General features: G+C 28.9%; 20 protein-coding genes and 1 other RNA gene. 10 read left to right on the plus strand and 11 right to left on the minus strand.

All coding sequences use genetic code 11. From position 1 onward, the window contains the following. Positions 1-9 precede the first annotated feature (9 nt). Both murC and Q0662_RS05430 read right to left on the minus strand, forming a co-directional pair. Positions 10-1,362 carry a Mur ligase family protein gene (murC, locus tag Q0662_RS05425; RefSeq protein ID WP_298947934.1) on the minus strand — a complete coding sequence of 451 codons (1,353 nt, stop codon included), beginning with the start codon at positions 1,360-1,362 and terminating at the stop codon, positions 10-12. Between the two features lie 433 nt (positions 1,363-1,795). Then, on the minus strand, positions 1,796-2,779 hold the full coding sequence (locus Q0662_RS05430) for a M28 family peptidase (protein ID WP_298947935.1): 984 nt from the start codon (positions 2,777-2,779) through the stop codon (positions 1,796-1,798). A gap of 206 nt (positions 2,780-2,985) precedes the next feature. Here Q0662_RS05430 and kdsA point away from each other — a divergent pair, with 206 nt between their 5' ends. Both kdsA and Q0662_RS05440 read left to right on the plus strand, forming a co-directional pair. Further along, positions 2,986-3,804, plus strand: coding sequence for a 3-deoxy-8-phosphooctulonate synthase (kdsA, locus tag Q0662_RS05435; protein ID WP_298947936.1), 819 nt, complete (start codon positions 2,986-2,988; stop codon positions 3,802-3,804). 387 nt (positions 3,805-4,191) lie between these two features. Then, the gene (locus Q0662_RS05440; RefSeq protein ID WP_298947937.1) at positions 4,192-4,764 is read left to right on the plus strand and encodes a hypothetical protein; all 573 of its coding nucleotides are present in this window, start codon (positions 4,192-4,194) and stop codon (positions 4,762-4,764) included. Positions 4,765-4,999: 235 nt separating this feature from the next. Here Q0662_RS05440 and Q0662_RS05445 read toward each other — a convergent pair whose 3' ends face one another. Both Q0662_RS05445 and Q0662_RS05450 read right to left on the minus strand, forming a co-directional pair. Beyond that, positions 5,000-5,224: a DUF3820 family protein gene (locus Q0662_RS05445; protein WP_298947938.1), complete on the minus strand. Its 225-nt coding sequence runs from the start codon at positions 5,222-5,224 to the stop codon at positions 5,000-5,002. Further along, positions 5,211-6,416 carry an NAD(P)-dependent oxidoreductase gene (locus Q0662_RS05450; RefSeq protein ID WP_298947939.1) on the minus strand — a complete coding sequence of 402 codons (1,206 nt, stop codon included), beginning with the start codon at positions 6,414-6,416 and terminating at the stop codon, positions 5,211-5,213. The genes Q0662_RS05445 and Q0662_RS05450 overlap by 14 nt, the downstream gene beginning before the upstream one ends. A 521-nt stretch (positions 6,417-6,937) precedes the next feature. On the opposite strand from Q0662_RS05450, the gene ssrA reads away from it, so the two are divergent. Continuing rightward, positions 6,938-7,332: a transfer-messenger RNA gene (gene ssrA / locus Q0662_RS05455) on the plus strand. A 133-nt stretch (positions 7,333-7,465) separates the two neighbouring features. On the opposite strand, the gene Q0662_RS05460 is transcribed toward ssrA, so the two are convergent. Further along, the gene (locus tag Q0662_RS05460) at positions 7,466-8,551 is read right to left on the minus strand and encodes an aldose epimerase family protein (RefSeq protein ID WP_298947940.1); all 1,086 of its coding nucleotides are present in this window, start codon (positions 8,549-8,551) and stop codon (positions 7,466-7,468) included. Between the two features lie 350 nt (positions 8,552-8,901). Between Q0662_RS05460 and Q0662_RS05465 the strand changes: the two genes are divergently transcribed. After that, positions 8,902-9,987 (plus strand): glycosyltransferase, encoded by a 1,086-nt coding sequence (locus Q0662_RS05465; protein ID WP_298947941.1) that lies wholly within the window; start codon positions 8,902-8,904, stop codon positions 9,985-9,987. A gap of 3 nt (positions 9,988-9,990) precedes the next feature. Here the strand turns inward: Q0662_RS05465 and Q0662_RS05470 are convergent, their stop codons facing one another. Both Q0662_RS05470 and Q0662_RS05475 read right to left on the minus strand, forming a co-directional pair. After that, positions 9,991-10,875 carry a glycosyltransferase gene (locus Q0662_RS05470; RefSeq protein WP_298947942.1) on the minus strand — a complete coding sequence of 295 codons (885 nt, stop codon included), beginning with the start codon at positions 10,873-10,875 and terminating at the stop codon, positions 9,991-9,993. Continuing rightward, complete coding sequence (locus Q0662_RS05475) at positions 10,875-11,561, minus strand: cell division ATP-binding protein FtsE (RefSeq protein WP_298947943.1); 687 nt, start codon at positions 11,559-11,561, stop codon at positions 10,875-10,877. The genes Q0662_RS05470 and Q0662_RS05475 overlap by 1 nt, the downstream gene beginning before the upstream one ends. A 161-nt stretch (positions 11,562-11,722) precedes the next feature. Here Q0662_RS05475 and Q0662_RS05480 point away from each other — a divergent pair, with 161 nt between their 5' ends. The 6 genes from Q0662_RS05480 to Q0662_RS05505 all read left to right on the plus strand — a co-directional run bounded on the left by Q0662_RS05480 (position 11,723) and on the right by Q0662_RS05505 (position 20,558). After that, the gene (locus tag Q0662_RS05480) at positions 11,723-14,761 is read left to right on the plus strand and encodes a tetratricopeptide repeat protein (protein ID WP_298947944.1); all 3,039 of its coding nucleotides are present in this window, start codon (positions 11,723-11,725) and stop codon (positions 14,759-14,761) included. After that, positions 14,761-16,527, plus strand: a complete 1,767-nt coding sequence (locus tag Q0662_RS05485) for a TonB-dependent receptor (RefSeq protein WP_298947945.1) — start codon at positions 14,761-14,763, stop codon at positions 16,525-16,527. The genes Q0662_RS05480 and Q0662_RS05485 overlap by 1 nt, the downstream gene beginning before the upstream one ends. Before the next feature lie 117 nt (positions 16,528-16,644). Then, entirely contained in the window at positions 16,645-18,075 is a 1,431-nt protein-coding gene (locus Q0662_RS05490; RefSeq protein WP_298947946.1) for a M20/M25/M40 family metallo-hydrolase, read from the plus strand. A gap of 4 nt (positions 18,076-18,079) precedes the next feature. Then, entirely contained in the window at positions 18,080-18,442 is a 363-nt protein-coding gene (locus Q0662_RS05495; RefSeq protein ID WP_298947947.1) for a MauE/DoxX family redox-associated membrane protein, read from the plus strand. Between the two features lie 10 nt (positions 18,443-18,452). After that, positions 18,453-20,066, plus strand: a complete 1,614-nt coding sequence (locus Q0662_RS05500) for an amidohydrolase (protein ID WP_298947948.1) — start codon at positions 18,453-18,455, stop codon at positions 20,064-20,066. Positions 20,067-20,105: 39 nt separating this feature from the next. Beyond that, positions 20,106-20,558 carry an FKBP-type peptidyl-prolyl cis-trans isomerase gene (locus Q0662_RS05505; protein WP_298947949.1) on the plus strand — a complete coding sequence of 151 codons (453 nt, stop codon included), beginning with the start codon at positions 20,106-20,108 and terminating at the stop codon, positions 20,556-20,558. 63 nt (positions 20,559-20,621) lie between these two features. Here the strand turns inward: Q0662_RS05505 and trpA are convergent, their stop codons facing one another. Genes trpA through Q0662_RS05525 form a run of 4 tightly spaced genes read right to left on the minus strand, consistent with a single transcriptional unit; the run spans position 20,622 to position 24,069 of the window. Further along, positions 20,622-21,386, minus strand: coding sequence for a tryptophan synthase subunit alpha (gene trpA / locus Q0662_RS05510; protein ID WP_298947950.1), 765 nt, complete (start codon positions 21,384-21,386; stop codon positions 20,622-20,624). A 13-nt stretch (positions 21,387-21,399) separates the two neighbouring features. After that, positions 21,400-22,167, minus strand: coding sequence for a DUF3050 domain-containing protein (locus Q0662_RS05515; RefSeq protein ID WP_298947951.1), 768 nt, complete (start codon positions 22,165-22,167; stop codon positions 21,400-21,402). After that, positions 22,167-23,351 carry a tryptophan synthase subunit beta gene (trpB, locus tag Q0662_RS05520; RefSeq protein ID WP_298947952.1) on the minus strand — a complete coding sequence of 395 codons (1,185 nt, stop codon included), beginning with the start codon at positions 23,349-23,351 and terminating at the stop codon, positions 22,167-22,169. The genes Q0662_RS05515 and trpB overlap by 1 nt, the downstream gene beginning before the upstream one ends. 31 nt (positions 23,352-23,382) lie before the next feature. After that, on the minus strand, positions 23,383-24,069 hold the full coding sequence (locus Q0662_RS05525; protein WP_298947953.1) for a phosphoribosylanthranilate isomerase: 687 nt from the start codon (positions 24,067-24,069) through the stop codon (positions 23,383-23,385). Positions 24,070-24,109 lie beyond the last annotated feature (40 nt).

Genomic DNA, 24,109 nt, shown 5'->3' on the forward strand with positions numbered 1-24,109 from the left:
CTAAAAAAACTAAATCAAACTCTTAACTTCTTCAAAATCTAAACCGCCATAGTTCCCAGAACTCATCAGTAAAATTGCTTTATTTTCTAATTCTAAATTGAATATAAATGTTTTAAATTCTTTAGGATTTGTATAAATTATTAAATCATCTCTTTCGAAAGCTGTAGCTATTTGCTCTTTTGTAACTTCTTCTAATTGCTTAATTTTTACTGCGTGAGGAGCGTAAAATACAACTGCTTTATCTGCAAATTCTAAAGCACCTTTATACTCTGCTAAGAACGCTGCATTTAAACTAGAATAGGTATGCAATTCTAAACAAGCAACTACAGTTCTGCTACTATATTGTTCTTTTACAGCTTTTGTAGTAGCTGCCACTTTACTTGGAGAATGCGCAAAATCTTTAAAAATAACTGTTGATGAATTTTCAGCAATTTTTTCTAGACGCTTACTTGCTCCTTTAAAACTAGCTATTGCTTCGTAAAAATCATCTTCATCAATTCCCATGTGCTGACAAATCCATTTAGCCCCAGCTAAGTTTTGTAAATTATGATTTCCAAAAATCTCTAAAGGTAAGTCACCTTCTTCGGTTTCTAAAAAGGTGATTCCGTCTTCTATAAAATGTGCTGGTGTTTGGTATGGGTATTTTTTAATATGATTGGTTGATGATTCTACTACCTCTTTCACAATTACATCTTCTTCGTTATAAACCATACTCCCACCATTTACCATAGATTCTGTAAATATTCGAAACTGTTCAGTATAATTATCAAAGGTTGGAAAAACGTTAATATGGTCCCAAGCTATACCACTTAACAAAGCTATATTTGGTTTATATAAATGAAATTTAGGACGCATATCTATTGGTGAACTTAAGTATTCATCACCTTCTAAAACAATAAATTCGTTATCTTTTGTTAAGTGCACCATCGTTTCAAAACCTTCTAATTGAGCACCAACCATGTAATCTACTTCTTTTTCATGATAATTTAAAACATGTAAAATCATAGAAGTAATGGTTGTTTTACCATGAGAACCACCAATTACAACTCTAGTTTTATCTTTAGATTGTTCGTACAAAAATTCTGGATAAGAATAAATTTTTAAACCTAATTCTTGGGCTTTTAAAAGTTCTACATTATCTTGTTTTGCATGCATCCCTAAAATAACAACATCTAGATTATGGGTTATTTTTTCTGGAAACCAACCAAATTCGTCAGGTAATAAACCATATTTTTCTAACCTAGATTTAGAGGGATCGTGTATAGTATCATCACTTCCTGTAACTTGGTATCCTTTTTGGTGTAAAGCGATGGCAAGATTATGCATTGCGCTTCCGCCAATAGCTATAAAATGAATTTGCATGTAAAGATTTTTAAAAAGTAAAAATACAAAAGCTCTCTATAATATTAATTATATTTAGCACTAAACTGAACTAAAAGTTTATTTTACTATTAAAAATACTAAGTGATTATAATACACTAATAATGCTTTAGGTTTGAGAATTGATTTTAGGGATTTTAAAGCAACCATATGGTATGGATGGGTTTAGTATTTAAAAAACAAATTCAATTCGCATAGCCTCAGAAATACCAAAAACACCATTTATACCTCTGCGGCCTACTCCAATTTTGAAAGTGATTTTTCATATATTTTCGTTTATTTTAATATCAAAAAAAACTTAGAAATCAAAAAAATATACCTTAAGAAATTGATGTCTTTTTTATCATCTTTAACTACACCAGAAAAGAAAAATTTAAAAGACAATTAAAAAAGCAGTCGTCGTTTAATTATATAATTATTTGTATTCTTTTATCACGACTCTTTTAGGGGTATCTTTTCCGTTTATAATACTTGTTGTTCCCTTTGCAACAGCTTGTATAGTTTGTGTAATTACAGTCATGTTTAAGGTTTCTGATTCGTCTGTAAGTTTATGATAATCTGGATCCACATCAATAGGGGTTGTAGAAAATGTATGGGAAGGCACACCCAATCTTGCTAAAGAAGCATTGTCTGACCTAAAAAATAAATTGTATTTTTTATAAGGATCTGGAAATAGCTGATAACCTGTACCTTCTAAATTATTCTGAATAATTTTACCAAAATCGCTTCTTTCAAAACCTGTTAACCAGGCAGTATTGGGCCCAAAACTTGGTACTTTACCAATCATTTCTAAATTAATGCCAGCCACAAATTTGCTAGCATCTATCCCTTTACCAAAATGTGTAGATCCAATTAAGCCCATTTCTTCTGCAGTAAAAGCAGCAAAAACAATAGTTCTTTCATTACCCATTTCTTTAAAATATTTTGCCAGTACCAAAACAGCGGCTACACCAGAAGCATCATCATTGGCTCCATTATAAATCAAATCTCCTTCTCCACGCTTTTTCTTCCCTAAATGGTCATAATGTGCAGAAACTATCACATATTCGTCTTTTTTACTTTTCCCTTCTAAAACCCCAATAATATTACTTGATGTAATATTTTCTTTGGTTCTTCTATTTTCAAAATCAAAAGTTTGCCTGTAAGATTGTAAATTCCCAAAGGTTTTTAAATCTAGTTTTTCAAACTCATTTTCTATATATTTTGCCGCTTTTTCAATACCTTCTGTACCTGCTTTTCTTCCTTCCATTTCATCAGAAGCCAACGTGTATAAATGCTTTTTTACAAGTGTGGAGTCTATAAAAAAAGCCTTTACAGCTTTACTTTTAGTGCTACTATTTACTATAGGTTTACCATCTATACCAACTTTAGCTGTTTGCACAACTTTACAACTATACATATTAAAAATAAATACGAAAACAAATACAATACTTTTAACTAATTTGGTCATAATCTGATAAAAATTTAAGCTATAAATATAGCGAATTAAAATAAGAATCTAAAAGAAGAATAGATTTTAAACAGTCATCATTACTTCATTATGACTTCAAAAAAAACAAAGCTAAAAACATATATTTTTATGTATTTTTGATAAAAATTTTACAGATGATTTTATCAGAAATACCAAACATAAAACACACCACCTCTAATAACTTTTTCTTGTTAGCAGGCCCTTGTGCTATCGAAGGCGAAGAAATGGCTTTAAGAATTGCAGAAAAAGTAATCTCTATTACAGATAAATTAGAAATTCCTTATATTTTTAAAGGAAGTTTTAAAAAAGCCAACAGAAGTAGAATAGATAGCTTTACAGGTATTGGAGACGAAAAAGCATTGAAAATTTTACGTAAAGTTTCCGAAACTTTTAACGTACCTACTGTTACAGATATTCATGAAGTTTCAGACGCTGCAAAAGCAGCACAGTATGTAGATGTGTTGCAAATTCCAGCATTTTTGGTTCGACAAACAGATTTGGTTGTGGCCGCTGCAAAAACAGGCAAAGTTGTCAACTTAAAAAAAGGGCAGTTTATGAGCCCTGCTGCCATGAAACACGCAGTACAAAAAGTAAAAGATGCTGGTTCTAATAAAGCATGGATTACAGATAGAGGTACTATGTTTGGGTATCAAGACATGATTGTAGATTTTAGAGGAATACCAGAAATGCGCGATTTTGCACCTACTGTTTTAGACGTTACACACTCTTTACAACAACCTAACCAAACTGCTGGTGTTACTGGCGGTAGGCCAGAAATGATAGAAACCATTGCTAGAGCTGGTGTTGTAAATAATGTAGATGGTTTATTTATAGAAACACATTTTGATCCTGCAAACGCAAAGTCAGATGGTGCTAATATGTTGCATTTAGACAACTTAGAAAACCTACTAACTAATTTAGTTACCATCAGAAAAACAATCAATAATTTATAATATGTTTTATTTTTTTTTCGTTTTAAATCGCTTTAGCTACTCATTTTTTTCCAAAAAAGATAAAAGGTGTGTGTAAATAATATACATAACCTTTTAAAATATTTTGTATGTAAAAAATTATACTTTTTTTTATTTTCTTAAATTAAATAGTCATTATATTATATAGTTGAGCAAATAGCCAAAAAGGTCTATCATTTAAGTAATAAAAAGGAATTTTCCTTTTGATTTGTAAATCAACTTCTTGAATAGTGCTTTTTATGAAAATTTGCAAATGCATCTAAATAGAATTAGATAGTTTTGGCTGTTTTAAAAAGTATGCTTCTCCACAGAGTATATGAATAAAAAAAGGTAAAGGTAATTTTGTATCTTTACGAAAGTTAAAAAAATATGTCAAACAAAATACATTTACACGATAATTTTGAAGTAAACTTTCAACTTAAAGGTTTTAATAGCATATTAATTGGTATATATATATTTTTAGCTGCCTATGTCTACAAATATGTTTTAGATAGTTATTTGATAGACGATAACCCCTTAGCTTTGTTATCTCCACAACTAATTGAAATATTGTTTATTTCTGTTGCTTTTTTTGTTACTTTATTGAGTTCATTAGCATTATTTTTTAGTGGAAAAAGAAAAGCTAAAAGGTTTCAATTCAAATTATGGAATGGAAAAACTAAAACTGCTTTTTTAAAATATTTGTTAGGTATTTTTATTATTTCTATTAGTGTTTTAACTTTAAAAAACTATGGTAACATAAATTTTATTACTCCTGCATTTTTATTTTTATATGGCTTATTACTTTTAATTTTAAAAAATAAAGGCAGTAAAAGTTTATATATTTTAATTAGTTTGTGTTTGCTGCTAGGTGTTTTATGTATTTTAATACCAACATATTGGTATTCTTCTTTAACCATTGTTGCTATTGCACATATCACTTATGGTGTAGTTGTAAAATAATTTATTTTTAAAAATAATTTTTTTTTACTCAAGTATAATTTTATGTTTTAATCTAATAAATTATACCTCTTTTTATTGTTGGCAATATTTATAGCCAAATCCACAGGGCTTTTACAGGATATTCTGTAAAAGACTAGTTTAGTTTTTTACTTATGTACACCTTTATAATAAAAAGTATTTTTTAAATATTTGTAAAAAATAGAATTAAGCTTTAAATAAAAATTTATGGTTTGAATTATTTAATCTTTCTAATTAAATCTTCTAAACCATTTAATTTTAACTCGTAAACTAATTGCATTTGTAACCCTAACTTACCTTTTGGAAAACCTTTGTTGTGATACCAAACCATATAATGCTCTGGTAAATCTATTAAAAATCTACCTTTGTATTTACCAAAAGGCATTTTCATTTTAGCTAAATCAATTAAAAATTGCCTGTTTTGTAGATTATTCTTTTCCATCTACATAATCTTGTAAATAAGAAAAACGAGGTGTTAATTTGCCATTTTCTGTCATTTTAGCACGTTGTAAAACTCCATCTTTATCGTTATTAAAAAAAGCAGGGATTACATTTTCTAAAAACATTTCTCCAAAACCTTCACTTGCATCTTTTGGCAATTCGCAAGGTAAATTGTCTACAGCCATTACTACTATAGCATCTTTATCTTTAAAATTAACTTCTTTTTCTGTTTGTGGGTTATAACCGTAAATAGGATCTGCAATGGTTGAAGAACGAATTGTTGAAGCTACAGGACCATTGATATCACATGAAATATCTGCTACATATTTTATTTGAAAATCGTTTGATTTTGCATCTTCTCTTGTGTATAAATACGGAGCTCCATCACCATAAAAATGACCTGCAATAAAAAAGTCGGTTACCTTTGCAAAACGCATAAAATTAGCTTCGTAAGCTTCTGGATGCTCGTAAAAATCGAAATTATCTACTACCTTACCATCTGTGCGTTTGTTATAATCTAACACATCTGCCAAACAATACACTGTTTCTGAATAAGTATTTTCTAAATACTCATTTACAGAAACTTCTCTTATCTGCATGGCATCTAACATTTCTTTGGCTCCATAAGCTACTTTACCATTCCCTGTTAGTAATATTTTTATTTTTTTTAGGTTGATTGTTTTTAATTCTGAGATTAATTCTTGTTGGCTGTCTAAAGTTTCTGCTTTAGGTAAATTAAAGGTTTCGTTTGCTAAACCAATGGCTCTAAAACCATTGTAAGCGCCAACGATGCCAGCATACCGTCCGAAACCAATTAAACGTGCGCCATTTTCTTTTACTATGGTTTCATGATCAAAAAGTTGAATTTTTTTATGTAAAATAGCCTTTAACAAATCTCTATTATAGGGTTGTTTTTTAATAGTATGACTAAAGAAAAAGTATTTTTTATTGGGTATTAAAGCATCAATTGGCACTTCTTTTACACCAAATAAAACATCGCAGTCTGATACGTTTTCTACAACATCTATTCCTACATTTTTATATTGCTCATCAGAAAAAACTCTTATGGCTGAACTTTCTACAACAATTGCTGCTGTTGGATACTTTTGCTGGAATTGCTGCAGTTTTTTTGGTGAAAAAACAACTCTTCTATCTGGTGGATTTTTGCGCTCTTTAATAATGCCAAACTTCATATTTCTGTAATTTTATTCGAAGATATTTATTTTAATGTTAATTACGAAAAATTAATTTACTCTTTAGACTTCTATTTCTAATTTTAATATAAAATCGCCTTCATTTTGTTTGATATAAAAGGTTTTGTTATCATCGATGCCATTTCTTGTAACCTCGTGTACTATTCTGTTTTTGTTGATTTATTTTTCTTTAAAACTTAGCGTTGTTATACTTATAACTTTTTGTATTTTTGCAGACCGCGTTAAGGATTGAAGTGATATCCTTTTTTTGTTATTTTTAATATGTATTCTATTCTTTTAAAAAGATTGTTTTTTTTATACTAATGTTAAAATAAATGCTGCAAAAAAAGATTTAACGGAAAGCCTGACCTCGCTTTTTTGCGGGGTAACGCCCTAAAAAATGGTCTGATTTTTAAACTATTTTTTATGTTCTTTGAAAAAATATAATAAGAGTTGTTACGATGCTAAAATAAATTAAGTGTTGTGTTGACTATGCAAAACAGGTTTTGCAAACTTATTAAGGGGACGACTGGTTTTGACAGCAAGGTCAGTGAATTTGTAAGCATATCAAGGAATGAAACTATACTTGTAAAACTTGTTTCAACTTTATAAACGGCGAAGATAACTACGCTTTAGCTGCCTAATCTGAATTAATAGTAAGATTAAGCCTCGGCTCACAAGGTGAGCAAGCTTTATGTCCACGAAAAGCCTTGGTTTATGGCGTTTCATTTATGGGCATCGTAAAAATAAACATAGAAAACTTGTAGCTTTGGCAGGTTTTTGAAACTAAAAAAGATAAGTTAAAAGTGGATTGTTCTTAATCAGCTTTTAAACGAAAACTAAGAAAGAACTAAATATGTAGAAAGCCAATTTGTTGCTTGTTTGGACCCGAGTTCGATTCTCGGCGTCTCCACAATTAAAAAACCTAACTAATTTATTATTAAATTGTTAGGTTTTTTTTAATTGATTATCAGTATTTAAATTGCTAAAAGTTAGCCTAAAACGTAAGCAAAAATAAAATCGATTTATATCATATACATTTTTGCGTTTTACTTCACCGAAAATTTAAATGACGTTGTAGTTGAATAAGTGTCTCCAGGTTTCAAAATTGTTGATGGAAAATCTTTTTGATTAGGAGAATTTGGGTAATGTTGAGTTTCTAAACAAAAGCCTGTTCTATTTGTATAAATACCACCTTGTTTATTTGGTAAAGTTCCACCTAAAAAGTTACCTGTATATAATTGAATTCCTGGTTCATCAGAAAAAACTTCTAATAATCTACCACTATTTGGTTCGTAAGCAGAAGATGTAAAACGTATACCTTCATTTTGGTCATTTAAAACCCAACAATGGTCGTAGCCTAATCCTCTTTTTAATTGCTCATTATCAGCATTAATATCTTGCCCAATTGTTTTTGGCTCTCTAAAATCAAAAGGAGTATTTGCAACTTCTTTAAGCTCTCCTGTTGGAATTAAAGCTCTGTTTACAGGTACAAATCTATCTGCATTTATTTTTACAATGTGATCTAAAATAGGTTTAGTAAAATCTCCAGATAAATTAAAATAAGAATGTTGCGTTAAGTTTACAATTGTTTTTTTATCGGTTGTAGCTTGGTAAGCAACTTCTAAAGTATTGTCATTCGTTAAAGTGTAGGTAACTTCTGTATTTAAATTTCCAGGATATCCTTCTTCCATATCTTTACTCAAGTAAGATAATTTTAAAGCCCCTTTATCTTTTAAAACTTCTGCAGTCCAAACAACTTTATCAAATCCTTTAACGCCTCCATGCAAATGATTTGAACCATCATTAGTTTTTAAAGCATATTCTTTACCATCTATAGAAAATTTACCATTTGCAATTCTGTTACCATACCTACCAATTAAAGCTCCAAAATAAGGGGTTGCTTTTTCATAACTTGCCAATAATTTGTAACCTAAAACAACATCTTCTGAAACACCCTTTTTATTAGGTACTTTTAATGTAGTTATGATACCTCCGTAAGTAATAATACTTGCTTCCATACCTTTTTCGTTTTTTAGGGTAAAGCTTTTTACAGAAACACCATCTGTGGTTGTGCCAAAAACTTCTTCTGAAATAGTAATAGGATTATTTTTTGTTATTTGTGTTGAGTTCATTTCCTTCTTTTTGTCTGATTTACATTTAATACTGCTAAAAGTAACTAAAATTTCGGTCAACAAATAAAGATACTTTTTAAATACATTCATAAAAATAATCTAAAAAAACATTAAACCTAAAGTAAGTCTATACTATTTAATTGAAAATATAAACTTACTCGTTTGAACTATCGTTTAAAACAAAAATTTCTTTTTAGCTTTTTTTAGCTAAACATTTAGAAATTTCACAAAATAGCTATTGCAGCGCTTTTTCATCAATATAATTATAAGTTAATGTATTTAAAATAAAAATCACTTACTTTATTATACTTATAGTTTACGCTATATTTGTTTTTTTAAATTTCTTTTTGTTGAATAAAATAATAGTTTCTGTTTCAAACGATTTACATACAGACCAAAGAGTTGCTAAAGTTTGCGACTCTTTGTACAAAAATGGCTATGAAATTGTTTTAATAGGCAGGGAACTTAAAAACAGTAAAAATATTGATAGAAAATATAAAACAAAAAGATTTAAACTTTTATTTAACAAAGGTTTCTTATTTTATTTTGAATTTAATTTAAGATTATTTATATACCTTTTTTTTACACAAAAAAACATATTACTGGCGAATGACTTAGATACGCTTTTACCTAATTTTTTGATTAGTAAAATACAGAGTAAAAAATTAGTTTTCGATAGTCACGAATTGTTTTCTGAAATACCAGAATTAGTGCACAAACCAAAAATTAAAAATTTTTGGATATGTCTAGAAAATTGGATGTTACCAAAACTTAAAAACAATTATACAGTTTGTAATAGTATTTCAAATTACTACAAGAAAAAATACAACGTAAACTTTACAACTATAAAAAATTTACCTTTTAAGAAGGAGGTAAAAAAAGGGACTTTTAATTTTGATACAAAGGGTAAAAAAATAATTCTATACCAAGGTGCTATAAATATTGGGCGTGGACTAGAATTAATGATTGATAGTATGGAATTTTTAGACAATCATATATTGGTAATTATTGGGTATGGAGATATTTACAAAGATTTACAACAAAAAGTAAGTTTAGAAAAACGAGATAAAAAAGTAGTTTTTTTAGGTAAAATGGCACCAGAAAAATTACAATTATTAACGCCTTTAGCAGATATAGGAGTTAGTGTAGAGGAAGATTTAGGTTTAAATTATAGGTTTGCACTACCTAACAAAATTTTTGATTACATACAGGCAGAAGTACCAATTTTAGTATCTGACCTACCTGAAATGAGACAAGTTATTACAAACTATAAAGTAGGTGAATTTATTTCTAAAAGAAAACCAGAACTAGTAGCAAAACAGATTAAAAACATCTTAGAAAAAGACTTTTCGGAAAAATTAAAAATAGCTAAACAAGAATTGATTTGGGAAAAACAAGAAGCCGATTTACTATCTATTTTTAGAAATATAAAATAACATTTAGGTTGCTTTTTTATCCTTTTTTAAAAAACAGAAATAAGCCATTTTCAAACAATTTAAATAAAATACCGATTTTTTTTGCAACGCTTTTTTCTCAAAAAAAGAATATGTTTTTCCAATAATACTTGTAAGTTTTAAAGCATCTAATTTATTAGCTAGTTTTAATAACTTTAAATCGTATTTGGTTACTAAATTTTGCTCTTTTAAATAAAATAGATTTTCTATAGCTTTTTTTGTTTTTTTAATAAATATCAAATCAGTATCTAAACCTAAATGGTATACTTCATTTGCTAAATGCTCTATTTTGTAGCCATTTTTAATCAAATCTAAAGAAAACAACAAGTCTTCTCTACCATATTGTGTTAGTTTTTCTTCAAAATTTACCTGATTAAAAATTTTCTTTTCAATTAAAAAATTTGAGGTAAAAAAATATTTTTCGGGTTGTTGTTTTCTTTTTTCAACAGAGACTTCTTCTTGTTTTTTTCCGAATTTATAGCGTAAGAGATTTACATTTTCTTCCTTATTTTCATATAGTAATCCTCCACAAAAAACTGTATTTTCTTTTTGAAAACAGTTTATATAGTTTTTCATAAAATTGTTAGTTACTGGCATTACATCTGAATCTAAAAAAAGTAACCAAGTGTAATTTGCTTTATGAGATAATAAATTTCTTATTGCGCTTCTGCCAATATTTTTATTTAAAGCAGAAAAAATTGCAAAATCTAAAGTATTTATTTTTTCGTTTTCTGAATTTAAAACAGACTTAGAAGCATCATCTAAACAAATAATTTCAAATTTTATATTTTCTAAAATTAACTGTTGATGAATTTCTTTCACCAAAAAAAAAGCGTTGTAATTATATGTGGGTATTAAAACTGAAAGCATTATACAGTGGCTTGTTGGGCTACTTCAAACAACTCACCACCTTCGCATTTTAATGTTTTTTGCTTAAATTTTACAATTAGTTGATAATCATGTGTAGCCATTAAAATGGTTTTTCCACTTGCGTGGATTTCGTTTAAAAGCTCCATTACTTCCATAGATGTTTTGGGGTCTAAATTTCCTGTAGGTTCATCTGCTAAAATAAGTTCTGGGTCGTTTAATAAAGCTCTTGCAATAGCCACTCTTTGTTGTTCTCCTCCAGAAAGTTCAAATGTTTTTTTATAGTATTGAGATTTCATTCCCACTTTATCTAAAACTTCATGAATTTTCTCTTTCATCAACTCTTTGTCTTTCCAACCGGTTGCTTTTAAGACAAATTTTAAATTATCAAAAATATTTCTATCATTCAGTAATTTAAAATCTTGAAAAACAATACCAATTTTTCTTCTTAAAAACGGAATTTGCTTTTCTTTTAACTTTTTTAAATCAAAATCTACAATACTGCCTGATCCTTTTTGCAGAGGTAAATCGCCATATAAAGTTTTCATTAAACTACTTTTACCACTTCCTGTTTTACCAATTAGATAATAAAAATCTCCTTTATTTATGGTTAAATTAACGTTAGAAAGCACCAAAATATCTCTTTGGTAAATATTTGCGTCTTTTAATTGTAAAACAATATTTTGCATAATTTGAAGTAGTTTGTACAAACTTAAAAGTTTCTATTGATTTTTTTACTATGAATTGGCAACTATTCTTATTTTTGAATAAAATTATTATATTTTACACTTCCCTAATCCAACAAATTAAAATTTTGTACGTTATTAATTTTGAATGTAAAAATAACTATATGAAAATTCGTTTTTTAAAAAAACTATTTATTTTCTTGTCTATTACATTTGTAGTAAATTATAGTTTTTCGCAACAAACAGTTGCCAATACTACAGATTTAAAAGTGTTTAACAATGCGCTAAATCTGTACAATAGTAAAGCTTATGCTGTTGCTCAAAAAACATTTGCACAGGTTAGCAAATTTGCGTCTATGGGCTCTAATTTAAAAGCAGATGCTAGTTATTATGAAGCTATGTGTGCTGTAAAATTAAATCAGCCAGAGGCAGATAAAAAAGTTTTAAGTTTTGTTAAAGAAAACCCAAGTAGCAATAAAAAAAACGTTGCTTTTTTTAATCTTGCCAATTATTATTTTTCTAATAAAAACACTACTTACGCTTTAAAATGGTTCCAAAAAGTAAATATTAATGCACTTTCAAACGAAAATCAAAAGGAATTAAATTTTAAAATGGGATATAGTTTTGTAGTTACCGAAAACTTAAACCTAGCAAAAGAACGTCTCTTGCCTTTAATTAACGATGCAAAATATGGCAATGATTCAAGATACTACTATGGTTTTATTTCTTACAAATTAGGAGATTATGACAAAGCAGAATCTACTTTAAAAGAAATTGCAGACAATGATTTATATAAAGCAGAAATCTCTTATTACTTATTAGATATTAGTTTTAAAGCTGGTAAATTTAATCGTTGTATAAAAGTTGGTTTAGAACTCTTACCAAGCATAGATAAAAAGCTAAAATCTGATGTTTCTAAAATTATTGGAGAAAGTTACTTTAATTTAAAAAAGTATGCACAATCTATACCTTACCTAAAGGTTTATAAAGGTAAAAAAGGTAAATGGAACAATACAGATTATTATCAATTAGGATACGCTTATTACAAACAAAACAATTTTAAAAATGCTATTAACAATTTTAATAAAATTATTGATGAGAAAAATGCAACTTCGCAAAATGCATACTATCATTTAGGCGAATGTTATATGAATTTAGAAAAAAAACCTGAAGCTTTAAATGCATTTAAGTCTGCTTCTGAATTGAACTTTAATAAAAATATACAAGAAGATGCAGCTTTAAATTATGCCAAATTAAGTTACGAAAGTGGCAACCCTTTTAAAACGGTTTCTGAGGTTTTACAAGACTATTTAAAAAAATATCCGAATTCTAAAGCCTATCAAGAAATTAATGAGTTGGTAATTTCTTCTTTTTTTAATCAGCAAGATTACAAAGGTGCTTTGGCATTTTTATCAGAAAAAAAATCGAAAGCAAACACTAAGTTAACTTTTGAAGTTTCATTATACAGAGGTATCCAGTTATTTAACGAAAACAACTATAAAGAGGCGCTCCCTTTTTTTACAACTGCAAAACAATCTACAATTGACAAAGTGCAACTAAGGGCAAAATATTGGGAAGCAGAAACAATTTATAGGTTGAATAATTTTAAGGATGCTTTACAGAAATTTATCACTCTAAACACTACTTTACAGTCCAATAGAAAAGATGATTTTAAACTAATAGATTACAATATAGGCTATAGTTTTTTTAGGTTGAAAAATTATGAAAAAGCAGCACTATGGTTCTCTAAATTTTTAAAACTTAATTCCATTGCAGACCCTTATAAATTTGACGCACTTATACGATTAGGAGATAGTTATTTTGCAACTACAAATTATAGAAAAGCTATAGATACTTACAAAAAAGTAACCGAAAATTTTGGTTTAGGTGCAGATTATGCCGAGTATCAAACTGGAATGAGTTATGGTTTTATAGATGCTAATAAAGCAAAAATTAGAGCTTTAAAAAATGTAATAAACAACTATGAAACTTCTACTTTAAAAGACGATGCGTTGTATCAACTTGGAAACACCTATGTAAAATTAAAAGATTCTAAAAATGCTAATATTACTTATAATAGGTTGATAGAAAAACACCCAAAAAGCATATTTGTTTCTAGAACGCTTTTAAGACAGGGTTTGCTTTATTTTAACGAAAATAAAAACATACAATCCTTAAAAAAATATAAAGATGTTGCTGCAAGATTCCCTAATACTCCAGATGCTTTAGAGGCTGTTGCCAATGCTAGAAACGTATATATTGATGAAGGAAATTTAGAAGATTATGTAAATTGGACTTCTTCTTTAAAATTTGTAAATATTAGTAACTCAGAACTAGACAATACTACATTTGCAGTTGCAGAAAAAAAATATTTAGAGTCTAAAAAAAGAGAGGAAATTATAGAAAGTTTACAAACTTATATTAGAAAATTCCCAAAAGGAAAACATATTTTAAAAGTAAATTACTATTTAGCAAATATATTTTTTAAAGAAAAAGAATTTAAAAATGCGATACCTTCTTACGAGTTTATTATAAATAATAATACTTCTGAATTTACAGAAGACTCTTTAAACAAATTAGCACAAATATATTTAGAGCTAGCAGAATACAAGAATGCGTTACCTCTTTTAGACAGGTTAGAGCAAGAAGCCTATATTACAGAAAACATCTTGTTTGCGCAAAGTAATTTAATGAAAGGTTATTACGAAACTGAAGCTTATGATTTTGCCATAAAATATGCTAAAAAACTTTTACAAAAAGACAAATTAGACATTACTCTAAAAAACGATGCTAAAACTATTATTGCAAGATCTGCCCTAAAGAAAGAAGATTTTAGCACTGCAGAAGAATATTATACAGCCGTAGAAGAAACTGCCAATGGCCAATTAAAAGTAGAGGCCTTGTACTACAATGCATATTTTAAAAATCAGCGAAAAGAGTATGAAGCATCAAACAAAATCGTACAAAAACTAATTTCAAAATATACTACATACAAATATTGGGGTGTAAAAAGCTACGTAATTATGGGTAAAAATTACTATGGTTTAAAGGATGTATATCAAGCCACTTTTGTATTAGAAAATGTAATTAAAAACTTTAAAGAATTTAAAGATATTATTGAAGAAGCACAACAAGAATTAAATAGAATTAAAGAAAACGAAGCCAAAACTAACAATTCAGTTAACCCAGAAAAAAAGAACTAATGAAAAAAGGCTTTCTAACATACATGCTATTATTTGTTTTTTTGTCTGCATTTGCACAAGGGCAAAAAAAAGATACTATTGTAAATACAGAGGTTGTTAATGTAGTTACAAAATACAACCCAGAAATAGCAGATGCAAAAAAAATAAAAAGCAATCCTACCATAAAATTGTTAAAGAAAAATAATAAGAAAAAATTGAAATACACTATTTTTTCAGCACCTGTAGCATCTACATTTACACCTAAAACAGGAGTTTTAAAAAGTATAAATTTTGATGTAAAAGAAAGGATTTACAACAATTATTTTGCTGGTGGTTATGGTAATTATAAAAGCCCTTATGCTGAATTATTTATATATCATCGCACACGTTTTGACAACGAATTTGGTTTGCATGCAACATATGTAGCATCAGCAGAAAATGTTAGAAACTCTCTTTTAAATAGTGATTTTTCTAACTTTAATGCTACCTCATTTTTTAAACAAGAAGCAAGCTCTTTTGATTGGAAAGTAACTTTAAACACAGAACTTAACAAGTATAATTGGTATGGTTTACCCTCTAACAAAATGTTCAACCAACTTGTTATAAACTCAATAGATGAAGTCCAGAACTACAACTATTTAAAGCTAGCAGGTAAATTTAAATTTCATGATTCGCACATAAAATATGGTAATATTGCTGTTTCGTATTTTACAGATAACTATAATAGTGCAGAAGTTTTAGTTGATTTTGATTCGCAATTGTATTATCCTTTAGATTTTTTGAGTAAAAACCTGAATGAAATTGCTATTAAAGCAGGGATAGAATTTTTAAAAGGAAATTTTAAAAATAATTATAATGATACTACTCGTAAAATTAATTATAATCAAATAACCTTTAGAGTAAATCCCACGTATAAATTAGAGTATTTAGGACTAAATTTAAATGCAGGTTTAAAAACATATGTATCACTAGACCCAGAAAACAGTAGCAATAATATTTTTATATTTCCCAATATATTTATACAAACTCCAATCCTAAAAAAATATATAAATACTTATGCTGGTTTTACAGGAAATTTACACACCAACACCTATAAAAGTTTTACTGAAGAAAATCCATACGTATCACCAACATTATTTATAACACAAACTGCAGAAACCTCTAATTTTTACGCAGGTTTAAAAGGAAACATTACAAGAGACATTACTTACAACCTAAAAGTGAGTTTTATCAAAGAAGAAGACAAACCTTTGTTTTTAAGAAATAGTTCTAAATCAGATGGCACAACATCTATTATTCATGGAAAAAACTTAAAAGGTTATGAGTATGGTAACTCTTTTAGAGTTTTTTATGATGATGTAAAAACTACTACAATATTTTCTGAAATAGAATATTTATTTAATAAAAACCTTACTTTTTCAACACAAGTAGAATTTAATAATTACACAACTACAACCGCTGTAGAGAACTGGAATTTACCAAGCTTACAAAGTACTTTTTTAGCCAAATACAAAACCAATTACTGGTATGCGACAGCTAATATTTTTTATGTAAGCGAGCGTAAAGATGTTTTATACAATGCCATAAACTCAACTAGTTTAGAAGGCATAGAAACAATAAATTCTTTTGTTGATATAAACTTAAATGGAGGCTATCATTTTAATGATAAGTTCTCAGTATTTTTAAATATAAACAATGTTTTAAACACAAAATACCAACGTTTTGCAAATTTTGACACGCAAGGTTTTCAAATATTGGGAGGTATTACTTACAAGTTTGATTTTTAATTGGTAAAAATTCATTAAAAAAAGATTTATTTTTAGTGTAATAGAAAAACTTGCATAATTTTTTAAAAAATATATAATTTCAATTTTGTAATTTTATAGAAAACAAAAAACAACTTCATGAAAAAGGTTTTACTTCTAATGGCTGTTTCACTTGCTATTATTTCTTGTACTAAAAAAACTAAAAAAATAGCAGAAACAGGTCTTTCTACAGAAGAAAAAAAAGATTCTACCACTATTAAAACATTATTTAATAGCGCTTTAACAGATGGTAAATCTTACGAATGGTTAAGAGATTTAACTCAAAATATTGGTGGTAGATTATCTGGTTCTCTAGAAGCAGCAGAAGCTGTAGAATGGGGTGCAAAACTGATGAAAAACGTAGGTTTAGATTCAGTTTGGCTACAACCAGTTATGGTACCACATTGGGTTAGAGGAGAAAAAGAAATTGCTACATATACTACAAATAAAACACAAAAAAATGTACCCATTTGCGCTTTAGGTTTTTCTGTTGCTACTCCAAAAACAGGTGTTTTAGCGGAAGTGATAGAAGTTAGCTCTTTAGAAGAAGCCACAAAGTTAGGAGATAAAATGAAAGGTAAAATTGTGTTTTTTAACAGACCTTTCGACAATACTTTAATCAACACTTTTAAAGCTTATGGGGGTTGTGTAGACCAAAGAGTTCAAGGTGCTGCAATTTGCGGTAAATTTGGGGCAAAAGGCGTTATTGTGCGTTCTATGACAAATTCCATAGACGATTTCCCCCATACAGGAACCATGTCTTATGGAAATTTACCAAAAAGCCAATACATACCAGCAGCAGCTATTAGTAGTAGAGCTGCAACAATTTTGAGTGATGATTTGAAAGAAAATCCAAACTTAAAATTCTATTTTAAACAAAGCTGTAAAACACTACCTGATGCACCTTCTTTTAATGTAGTTGGAGAAATTAAAGGATCAGAAACACCCGAAAATATTTTTGTTGTGGGTGGTCATTTAGATTCTTGGGATTTAGGTGAAGGAGCACATGATGATGGTACAGGAATCGTACAATCTTTAGAAGTTGCCTATTTGTTTCAAAAAAACAACATCAAACCAAAAAACACTTTACGAGTGGTCTTTTTTATGAACGAAGAAAATGGAACCAGAGGTGCTAAAAAATACGCAGAAGTGTCAAAACAAAATAAAGAAACACATATTGGAGGCTTAGAATCGGATGCTGGTGGTCACACACCAAGAGGTTTCTCTATTGATGCAAATACCATAAACACAAAACTATTACAAAGCTGGAAAAAACTATTGTCTCCTTATGGTTTACACGATTTAGATAAAGGTGGTTCAGGTGCAGATATTTCTCCTTTAAAAGACGAAAACGTAACTTTAGTTGGTTACAGACCAGATTCTCAGCGTTATTTCGATTACCATCATACAAGTAGAGATACTTTTGATAAGGTAAACAAACGAGAATTAGAATTAGGTAGTGCATCTATGGCTAGTATTATTTATTTAATGGATAAATATTTATACAATAACACTCTTGTTAAACCATAATTTTATGGATACATTTTCACTTTTTTTAAAAATAATTTTAGGAATTTTATTCTGTTTTGCAGGTATTATGCATATTATAAAACCAAAAAATTTTAAAAACTTTATTCCAGATTTTTTACCAAAACTTACAATAAACTATCTTTTTGGTGTCATAGAATTTTTATTAGGAATTGGTTTATTTCTTTCAAATTACACAAAACATGCAGCCGTAGGAATTTTTATATTAATGATTATTTTCTTACCAATCCATATTTGGGATGCAACAAAAATTAGACCAGCAATTGGCTCTAAAAAAATAGCTTACATTAGAATACCTTTACAGTTTTTATTAATGTATTGGGCGTATTATATTTATCTAAATGCTTAAAAGCAATACAATGAAAAAATTTATACAATTTGCTATTATTACATTCATAATCTATTCTTGTACAAAAGAAAAAGTAGATTTAATTGTAGTAAACGCAAATATTTATACTGTAAATAACAATTTTGATAAAGCAGAAGCTTTTGCTATTAAAGATGGCGTTTTTGTTGCAGTTGGCAACAATCAACAAATAGAAGGCAAATATGAAGCAACAGAATTTATAGATGCAAAAAACCAAACAATTGTACCTGGTTTAATTGATGCTCATTGCCATTTTTACAGAATGGGTTTACAACAACAAAAAGTATCTTTAGAAGGTACAAAAAGTTATGATGAAGTTTTACAAAAATTAGTCGACTTTCAAAAAGAAAAAAATACAACTTTTATTACAGGACGTGGATGGGATCAGAACGACTGGAAAATTAAAAAGTTTCCAACCAAAGAAAAACTAGATGCTCTTTTCCCTGAAATTCCTGTTGCTATTACAAGAGTTGACGGGCATGCGTTATTAGTAAACCAAGCTGCATTAGATTTCTCTAAAATAACAGCCCCTTTTAAGGTAAAAGGTGGAGAATGTATTACCAAAGATGGGAAACTTACAGGGGTCTTAATAGACAATGCTATGGATTATATAAAATTCCCAAAAACCTCTAAAAAACAAGCCATACAAGGTTTACTAGATGCTCAAAAAATAGCTTTTTCTTATGGTTTAACCACTGTAGACGATGCTGGTTTAGACAGAAACACTATAGAATTAATAGACAGTTTACAAAAAATAGGCTCCTTAAAAATGCGTGTTTATGCAATGGTTTCTGGTGATAAACAATCGCAAATTGATTACTACATCAATAAGGGAATTATTAAAACTGATAGATTAAATGTTAGGTCTTTTAAAGTGTATGGTGATGGTGCTCTAGGTTCAAGAGGAGCTGCAATGCGCAAACCCTATTCAGATAGAGAAAATCATTTTGGTGCATTTATATATGCCCCTAAAAGATATCAAGAAATTGCAACGCAAATTGCTGCCTCTGATTATCAAATGAACACCCATGCTATTGGAGATTCTGCAAATACTTGGATGTTAAAAACATATAAAGAAGTATTAAGAAACGATAAAAACAGACGCTGGAGAATTGAACATGCACAAATAATATCAGAAGAAGATTTTGATAAATTCGATAATATTTTACCATCTGTACAACCTACACATGCCAGTTCAGATATGTATTGGGCAGAAAACAGAATTGGTAAAAAGAGAATGAAAGGTGCGTATGCCTTTAAAGATTTATTAAATAAATATGGTAAAATTGCATTAGGAACTGATTTCCCTGTAGAACAAGTAAATCCATTTTTAACATTTTATGCAGCAACAATAAGAAAAGATTTAGACAACTATCCTGAAAATGGTTTTCAAATGGAAAACGCTTTAAGTAGAGAAGAAACTCTAAAAGGGATGACTATTTGGGCGGCATATTCTAATTTTGAAGAAGATGAAAAAGGAAGTATCGAAGTTGGTAAATTTGCTGATTTTGTCATACTAAATCAAGATATTATGACTGTTGAAGGTAATAATATTCCTAAAACTGAAGCTGAAAGTACTTATTTAAACGGAAAAAAAGTATATTAAATTTTTTCCTTTTATATTCACCAAATAAATTATAAAAAAATGAAAAATATTTTATCTCTTATTCTATTTACTACTCTTTTTGGTTCTTGTTCTTCTAATGATGAACCAAATTTTGAGCCTCAAACAGAAGCTGATATTCTAAAATACATTGACGAAAATGGTTTAAATGCAGAAAAAAGTAATACTGGACTTTATTATGTGATAGAAAACGAAGGAAGTGGAGAAAAACCAACATCAACCTCTAATGTTACTGTTGCTTACAAAGGTTATTTTTTAAATGGAACAATTTTTGATAAAAGTAATTCTAGTGGAGTTTCGTTTAACCTACAACAGGTAATAAAAGGTTGGACCGAAGGTATTACCTATTTTAAAGAAGGTGGAAATGGAATTTTAATAATTCCATCTAACTTAGGTTATGGTAATAATGGAAGAAGAAGTATACCTGGTGGCGCAGTTTTGGTTTTTGATATAAACTTAATTAGTGTGAACTAAATGACAAAGCGAAACAAAAATGTTTCGCTTTTTTTATTCTTGCAATAAATAATTAAGTTCTTTTTAACTTATAATTGGCGCTATAAAATCCTTAATTTTAGAAACACCATTTGCCGCTAAATACCTAATAAATGCTGAGCCAATGATAGCTCCAGTTGCATAATTACAAGCAGTATCAAAAGTAGTTTTATCTGAAATACCAAAACCTACAATTAATTTACTTTGTAAATGCATGTTTTTTATTCTTTCAAAATAGGCTATTTGCTCTTTTGAAATTTCTCCTTTAGCACCCGTAATAGATGATGATGCAACTACATAAATAAACGCTTTTGTGTAAGCATCTATTTTTTTTATACGATCTTCTTCTGTATTCGGTGTAATTAAAAATACGTTTGTTAAACCATATTTATCAAATAATTGTTGATAATGATTCTCATATTCTACCATTGGTAGATCTGGAATAATTAAAGTTTCAATACCACATTCAACTACTTTCTGGCAAAATTTATCTTCACCATATTTTAGCATTTGATTTAAATACCCCATTAAAACTAAAGGAGTTCTATTAGTAGTCTTAATTGTCATCAGTTGTTCAAAAACAACATCTAAATTAACACCATTTTGTAGTGCTTTCTGGCTACTATCTTGTATTGTTGGGCCATCTGCTAAAGGGTCTGAATATGGCAGACCAACTTCTATAAAATCAACTCCGCTTTTTTCTAATTCCGTAATTACTGTTGTAGTATCTTCTAATTTTGGAAAACCACAAGTAAAATAAATGGAAAGTAAGTTATTTTTCTCCTCCAATAATGTATTTAATGCTTTCATTTAAACCTTTTTTTTAACTTAAAAGTTGTGCTGCTATACCGCTCCACAAACGAATTCTTACTTCTAAAGATTTTTTGGCAACCTCTAAAACTTCAATCCATTTTTGATCATCATTGCCACATAATTCTGATATCATTTGCAAAGATAAAGGACCATGCTCATCACCATCCAACTCTATATGTCTTTTTAAATAATACACAAAGCTGTCATAATTATTATCTTCTGTAGAGGCTTCATTTACAATATTTAAAAACATGTCTGGTATTACATCTTCTCTACCAAATGTAAATGCACTGGCAATTTTATGTAATTGTTTCGATGCAATTACCTCAAAAGTAAAGTTTACAAATTCTTTGACAGCTTTTATAGTATTGGTTTTTTCTAAACTTTTATTTACAGAGGTTGATTGCTTTAAGGCTTCAATAAAAAAATGAATTTCTTTCGTATTTGCTCCCATTTCATTCATGGCGTCTAAATACATTTCAAAATGACTTTTTACAACACCATCCTTATCAAAATCGCTTTCTTCTGCTAATGTTATTTCATTGATAAAACGAACCAAATTCGTGTTTTTCTTTGGAAACCATGGCAAAGAAACTGATGTTAAATTGATTTGTAACGCTTTTAAAAGCGACATAAAATCCCAAACTGCAAAAACATGACTTTCCATGAATGTTTTTACATCATCTATATTTTCTAGTTTTTTATATAGCGAATGTTGGTTTAATTGTTGTCTTAAAGGCGCTATCTCATTTTTTATAAAACTAATTCTCGAATTCATTATGCTTCTAAGTGTTTGATATATATTTCTAAATCTTTGTCTCCTCTACCAGATAAATTAATCACTACAACTTGGTCTTTTGTCAAATCCATTTTTGGTAAAACCGCTAAAGCATGCGCTGTTTCTAAAGCAGGAATAATACCCTCTATTTTAGTTAACTCGTAAGCTGCTGTTAATGCCTCTTGGTCTGTAGCATTCATAAATTTGGCTCTTTTACTCTCATATAAATAGGCGTGTAAAGGCCCTACTCCTGGATAATCTAAACCAGCAGAAATTGAATACGGTTCAACAATTTGACCATAATCATCTTGCATTAAAATGGTTTTAGAACCATGAATAATACCCACTTCACCTAATTGGGATGTTGCAGCACTTTCACCAGAACTTACACCTAAACCTGCAGCCTCAACTGCAATTAACTCAACTTCTTCATCATCAAAATAATGATAAAAGGCACCTGCAGCATTAGAGCCACCCCCTACACAAGCAATAATGGTATCTGGATTTTCTTTTCCTGTTTTCTCTTTTAATTGCCATTTCATTTCCTCAGAAATTATAGCCTGTAATCTAGCTACCATATCTGGATGTGGATGTGGACCAACTACAGAACCAATTAAATAAAAGGTTTCTGGGTTTTGAATCCAATATCTAATAGCTTCATTAGTAGCGTCTTTCAAGGTTTTTGAGCCTGATGTTGCTGCAACTACCTTAGCACCTAACATTTTCATTCTAGCAACGTTAGGTGCTTGACGTTCGATATCTTTTTCACCCATAAAAACAGTACAATCTAAGCCCATTAAGGCACAAACTGTAGCTGTTGCAACACCGTGTTGTCCTGCACCCGTTTCTGCAATAATTTTGGTTTTACCTAACTTTTTTGCAATTAAAATCTGACCAACTGTATTGTTTACTTTATGTGCTCCTGTATGGTTTAAATCTTCGCGTTTTAAGTAAATATGCGCTCCATATTTTTGGGATAACCTTTTTGCTAAATACAATGGAGTTGGTCGTCCAACATAGTCTTTTAGCAACGATTTGTATTCTTTTTGAAACTCTTCAGATTCGATAATTTGAATGTAATTATCTTCTAATTCTTTTACATTTGGATACAATAATTCTGGAATAAATGCGCCACCAAATTGTCCGAAATATCCATTTTTATCTGGTTGAAATTTACTTTTCATATTTTTATTCTAAGCTGTTATTGCGATAAAATTACTTCACTGTGTTTGTAAAGAAGCTATTTTTAAACTTCTCTAACTCTTCTATTTTCTTAACCCCTGGTTTGCTTTCAAATTTACTATTTACATCTAACGCATAAATGGGTAAATTAGATTTTAATACTATTTGTAACTGTTCTAAATCATTTAAACTTATACCTCCACTTAAAAAAAATGGCTTTTTGTAAGGGTAATTTTCTAAAACTGACCAATCAAATTTTACACCATTACCACCTCTTTCTTTTCCTTTGGTATCAAATAAAAAATAATCGACTACGTCTAAGTAAGGTTGTAATGCCGAGAAATTAAATTCATCTTTTATGCCAAAAACTTTTATAATTTCAACTTCTTTTTTAGAAATATAATGCTGATTTTTTTTCTTTTTGATCTGCTTATTTTCTTCTATAAACAAGGCTCTATTGTTTGCTAATTGCTGTTTTAAATCTAAAATATATGATACAGATTCATCTCCATGTAACTGAATAGCATCTAATCTATACTCCTCTACCAAAGAGACAACAATTTCTATATATTCGTTTACAAAAACACCCGTTTTCTTAATTTCTTTTGGCAATTCTGGAATAATTCCTTCAAAATTTCTTTTCGATTTTTCATAGAAAATAAACCCCAAATAGTCTGGTTGTAAAGCAGCTACTTGTTGCATATTTTCTGTAAATTTCATTCCACAAACCTTTAATTTCATATCTCTTTGTAATTCCCCA

The organism is uncultured Polaribacter sp., assembly GCF_947503855.1.
Lineage (GTDB): Bacteria > Bacteroidota > Bacteroidia > Flavobacteriales > Flavobacteriaceae > Polaribacter.

What these genes read in the sequence shown, in the direction of transcription:
- trpA (WP_298947950.1), bottom strand. Translation starts at nt 21,386, where the DNA reads ATGAAAGCATTAAATACATTATTGGAGGAGAAAAATAACTTACTTTCC.
- murC (WP_298947934.1), bottom strand. Translation starts at nt 1,362, where the DNA reads ATGCAAATTCATTTTATAGCTATTGGCGGAAGCGCAATGCATAATCTT.
- Q0662_RS05480 (WP_298947944.1), top strand. Translation starts at nt 11,723, where the DNA reads ATGAAAATTCGTTTTTTAAAAAAACTATTTATTTTCTTGTCTATTACA.
- Q0662_RS05475 (WP_298947943.1), bottom strand. Translation starts at nt 11,561, where the DNA reads ATGCAAAATATTGTTTTACAATTAAAAGACGCAAATATTTACCAAAGA.
- Q0662_RS05505 (WP_298947949.1), top strand. Translation starts at nt 20,106, where the DNA reads ATGAAAAATATTTTATCTCTTATTCTATTTACTACTCTTTTTGGTTCT.
- trpB (WP_298947952.1), bottom strand. Translation starts at nt 23,351, where the DNA reads ATGAAAAGTAAATTTCAACCAGATAAAAATGGATATTTCGGACAATTT.
- Q0662_RS05430 (WP_298947935.1), bottom strand. Translation starts at nt 2,779, where the DNA reads ATGTATAGTTGTAAAGTTGTGCAAACAGCTAAAGTTGGTATAGATGGT.
- Q0662_RS05525 (WP_298947953.1), bottom strand. Translation starts at nt 24,069, where the DNA reads ATGAAATTTACAGAAAATATGCAACAAGTAGCTGCTTTACAACCAGAC.
- Q0662_RS05450 (WP_298947939.1), bottom strand. Translation starts at nt 6,416, where the DNA reads ATGAAGTTTGGCATTATTAAAGAGCGCAAAAATCCACCAGATAGAAGA.
- Q0662_RS05460 (WP_298947940.1), bottom strand. Translation starts at nt 8,551, where the DNA reads ATGAACTCAACACAAATAACAAAAAATAATCCTATTACTATTTCAGAA.
- Q0662_RS05515 (WP_298947951.1), bottom strand. Translation starts at nt 22,167, where the DNA reads ATGAATTCGAGAATTAGTTTTATAAAAAATGAGATAGCGCCTTTAAGA.
- Q0662_RS05485 (WP_298947945.1), top strand. Translation starts at nt 14,761, where the DNA reads ATGAAAAAAGGCTTTCTAACATACATGCTATTATTTGTTTTTTTGTCT.
- Q0662_RS05500 (WP_298947948.1), top strand. Translation starts at nt 18,453, where the DNA reads ATGAAAAAATTTATACAATTTGCTATTATTACATTCATAATCTATTCT.
- Q0662_RS05445 (WP_298947938.1), bottom strand. Translation starts at nt 5,224, where the DNA reads ATGGAAAAGAATAATCTACAAAACAGGCAATTTTTAATTGATTTAGCT.
- kdsA (WP_298947936.1), top strand. Translation starts at nt 2,986, where the DNA reads ATGATTTTATCAGAAATACCAAACATAAAACACACCACCTCTAATAAC.
- Q0662_RS05440 (WP_298947937.1), top strand. Translation starts at nt 4,192, where the DNA reads ATGTCAAACAAAATACATTTACACGATAATTTTGAAGTAAACTTTCAA.
- Q0662_RS05495 (WP_298947947.1), top strand. Translation starts at nt 18,080, where the DNA reads ATGGATACATTTTCACTTTTTTTAAAAATAATTTTAGGAATTTTATTC.
- Q0662_RS05490 (WP_298947946.1), top strand. Translation starts at nt 16,645, where the DNA reads ATGAAAAAGGTTTTACTTCTAATGGCTGTTTCACTTGCTATTATTTCT.
- Q0662_RS05470 (WP_298947942.1), bottom strand. Translation starts at nt 10,875, where the DNA reads ATGCTTTCAGTTTTAATACCCACATATAATTACAACGCTTTTTTTTTG.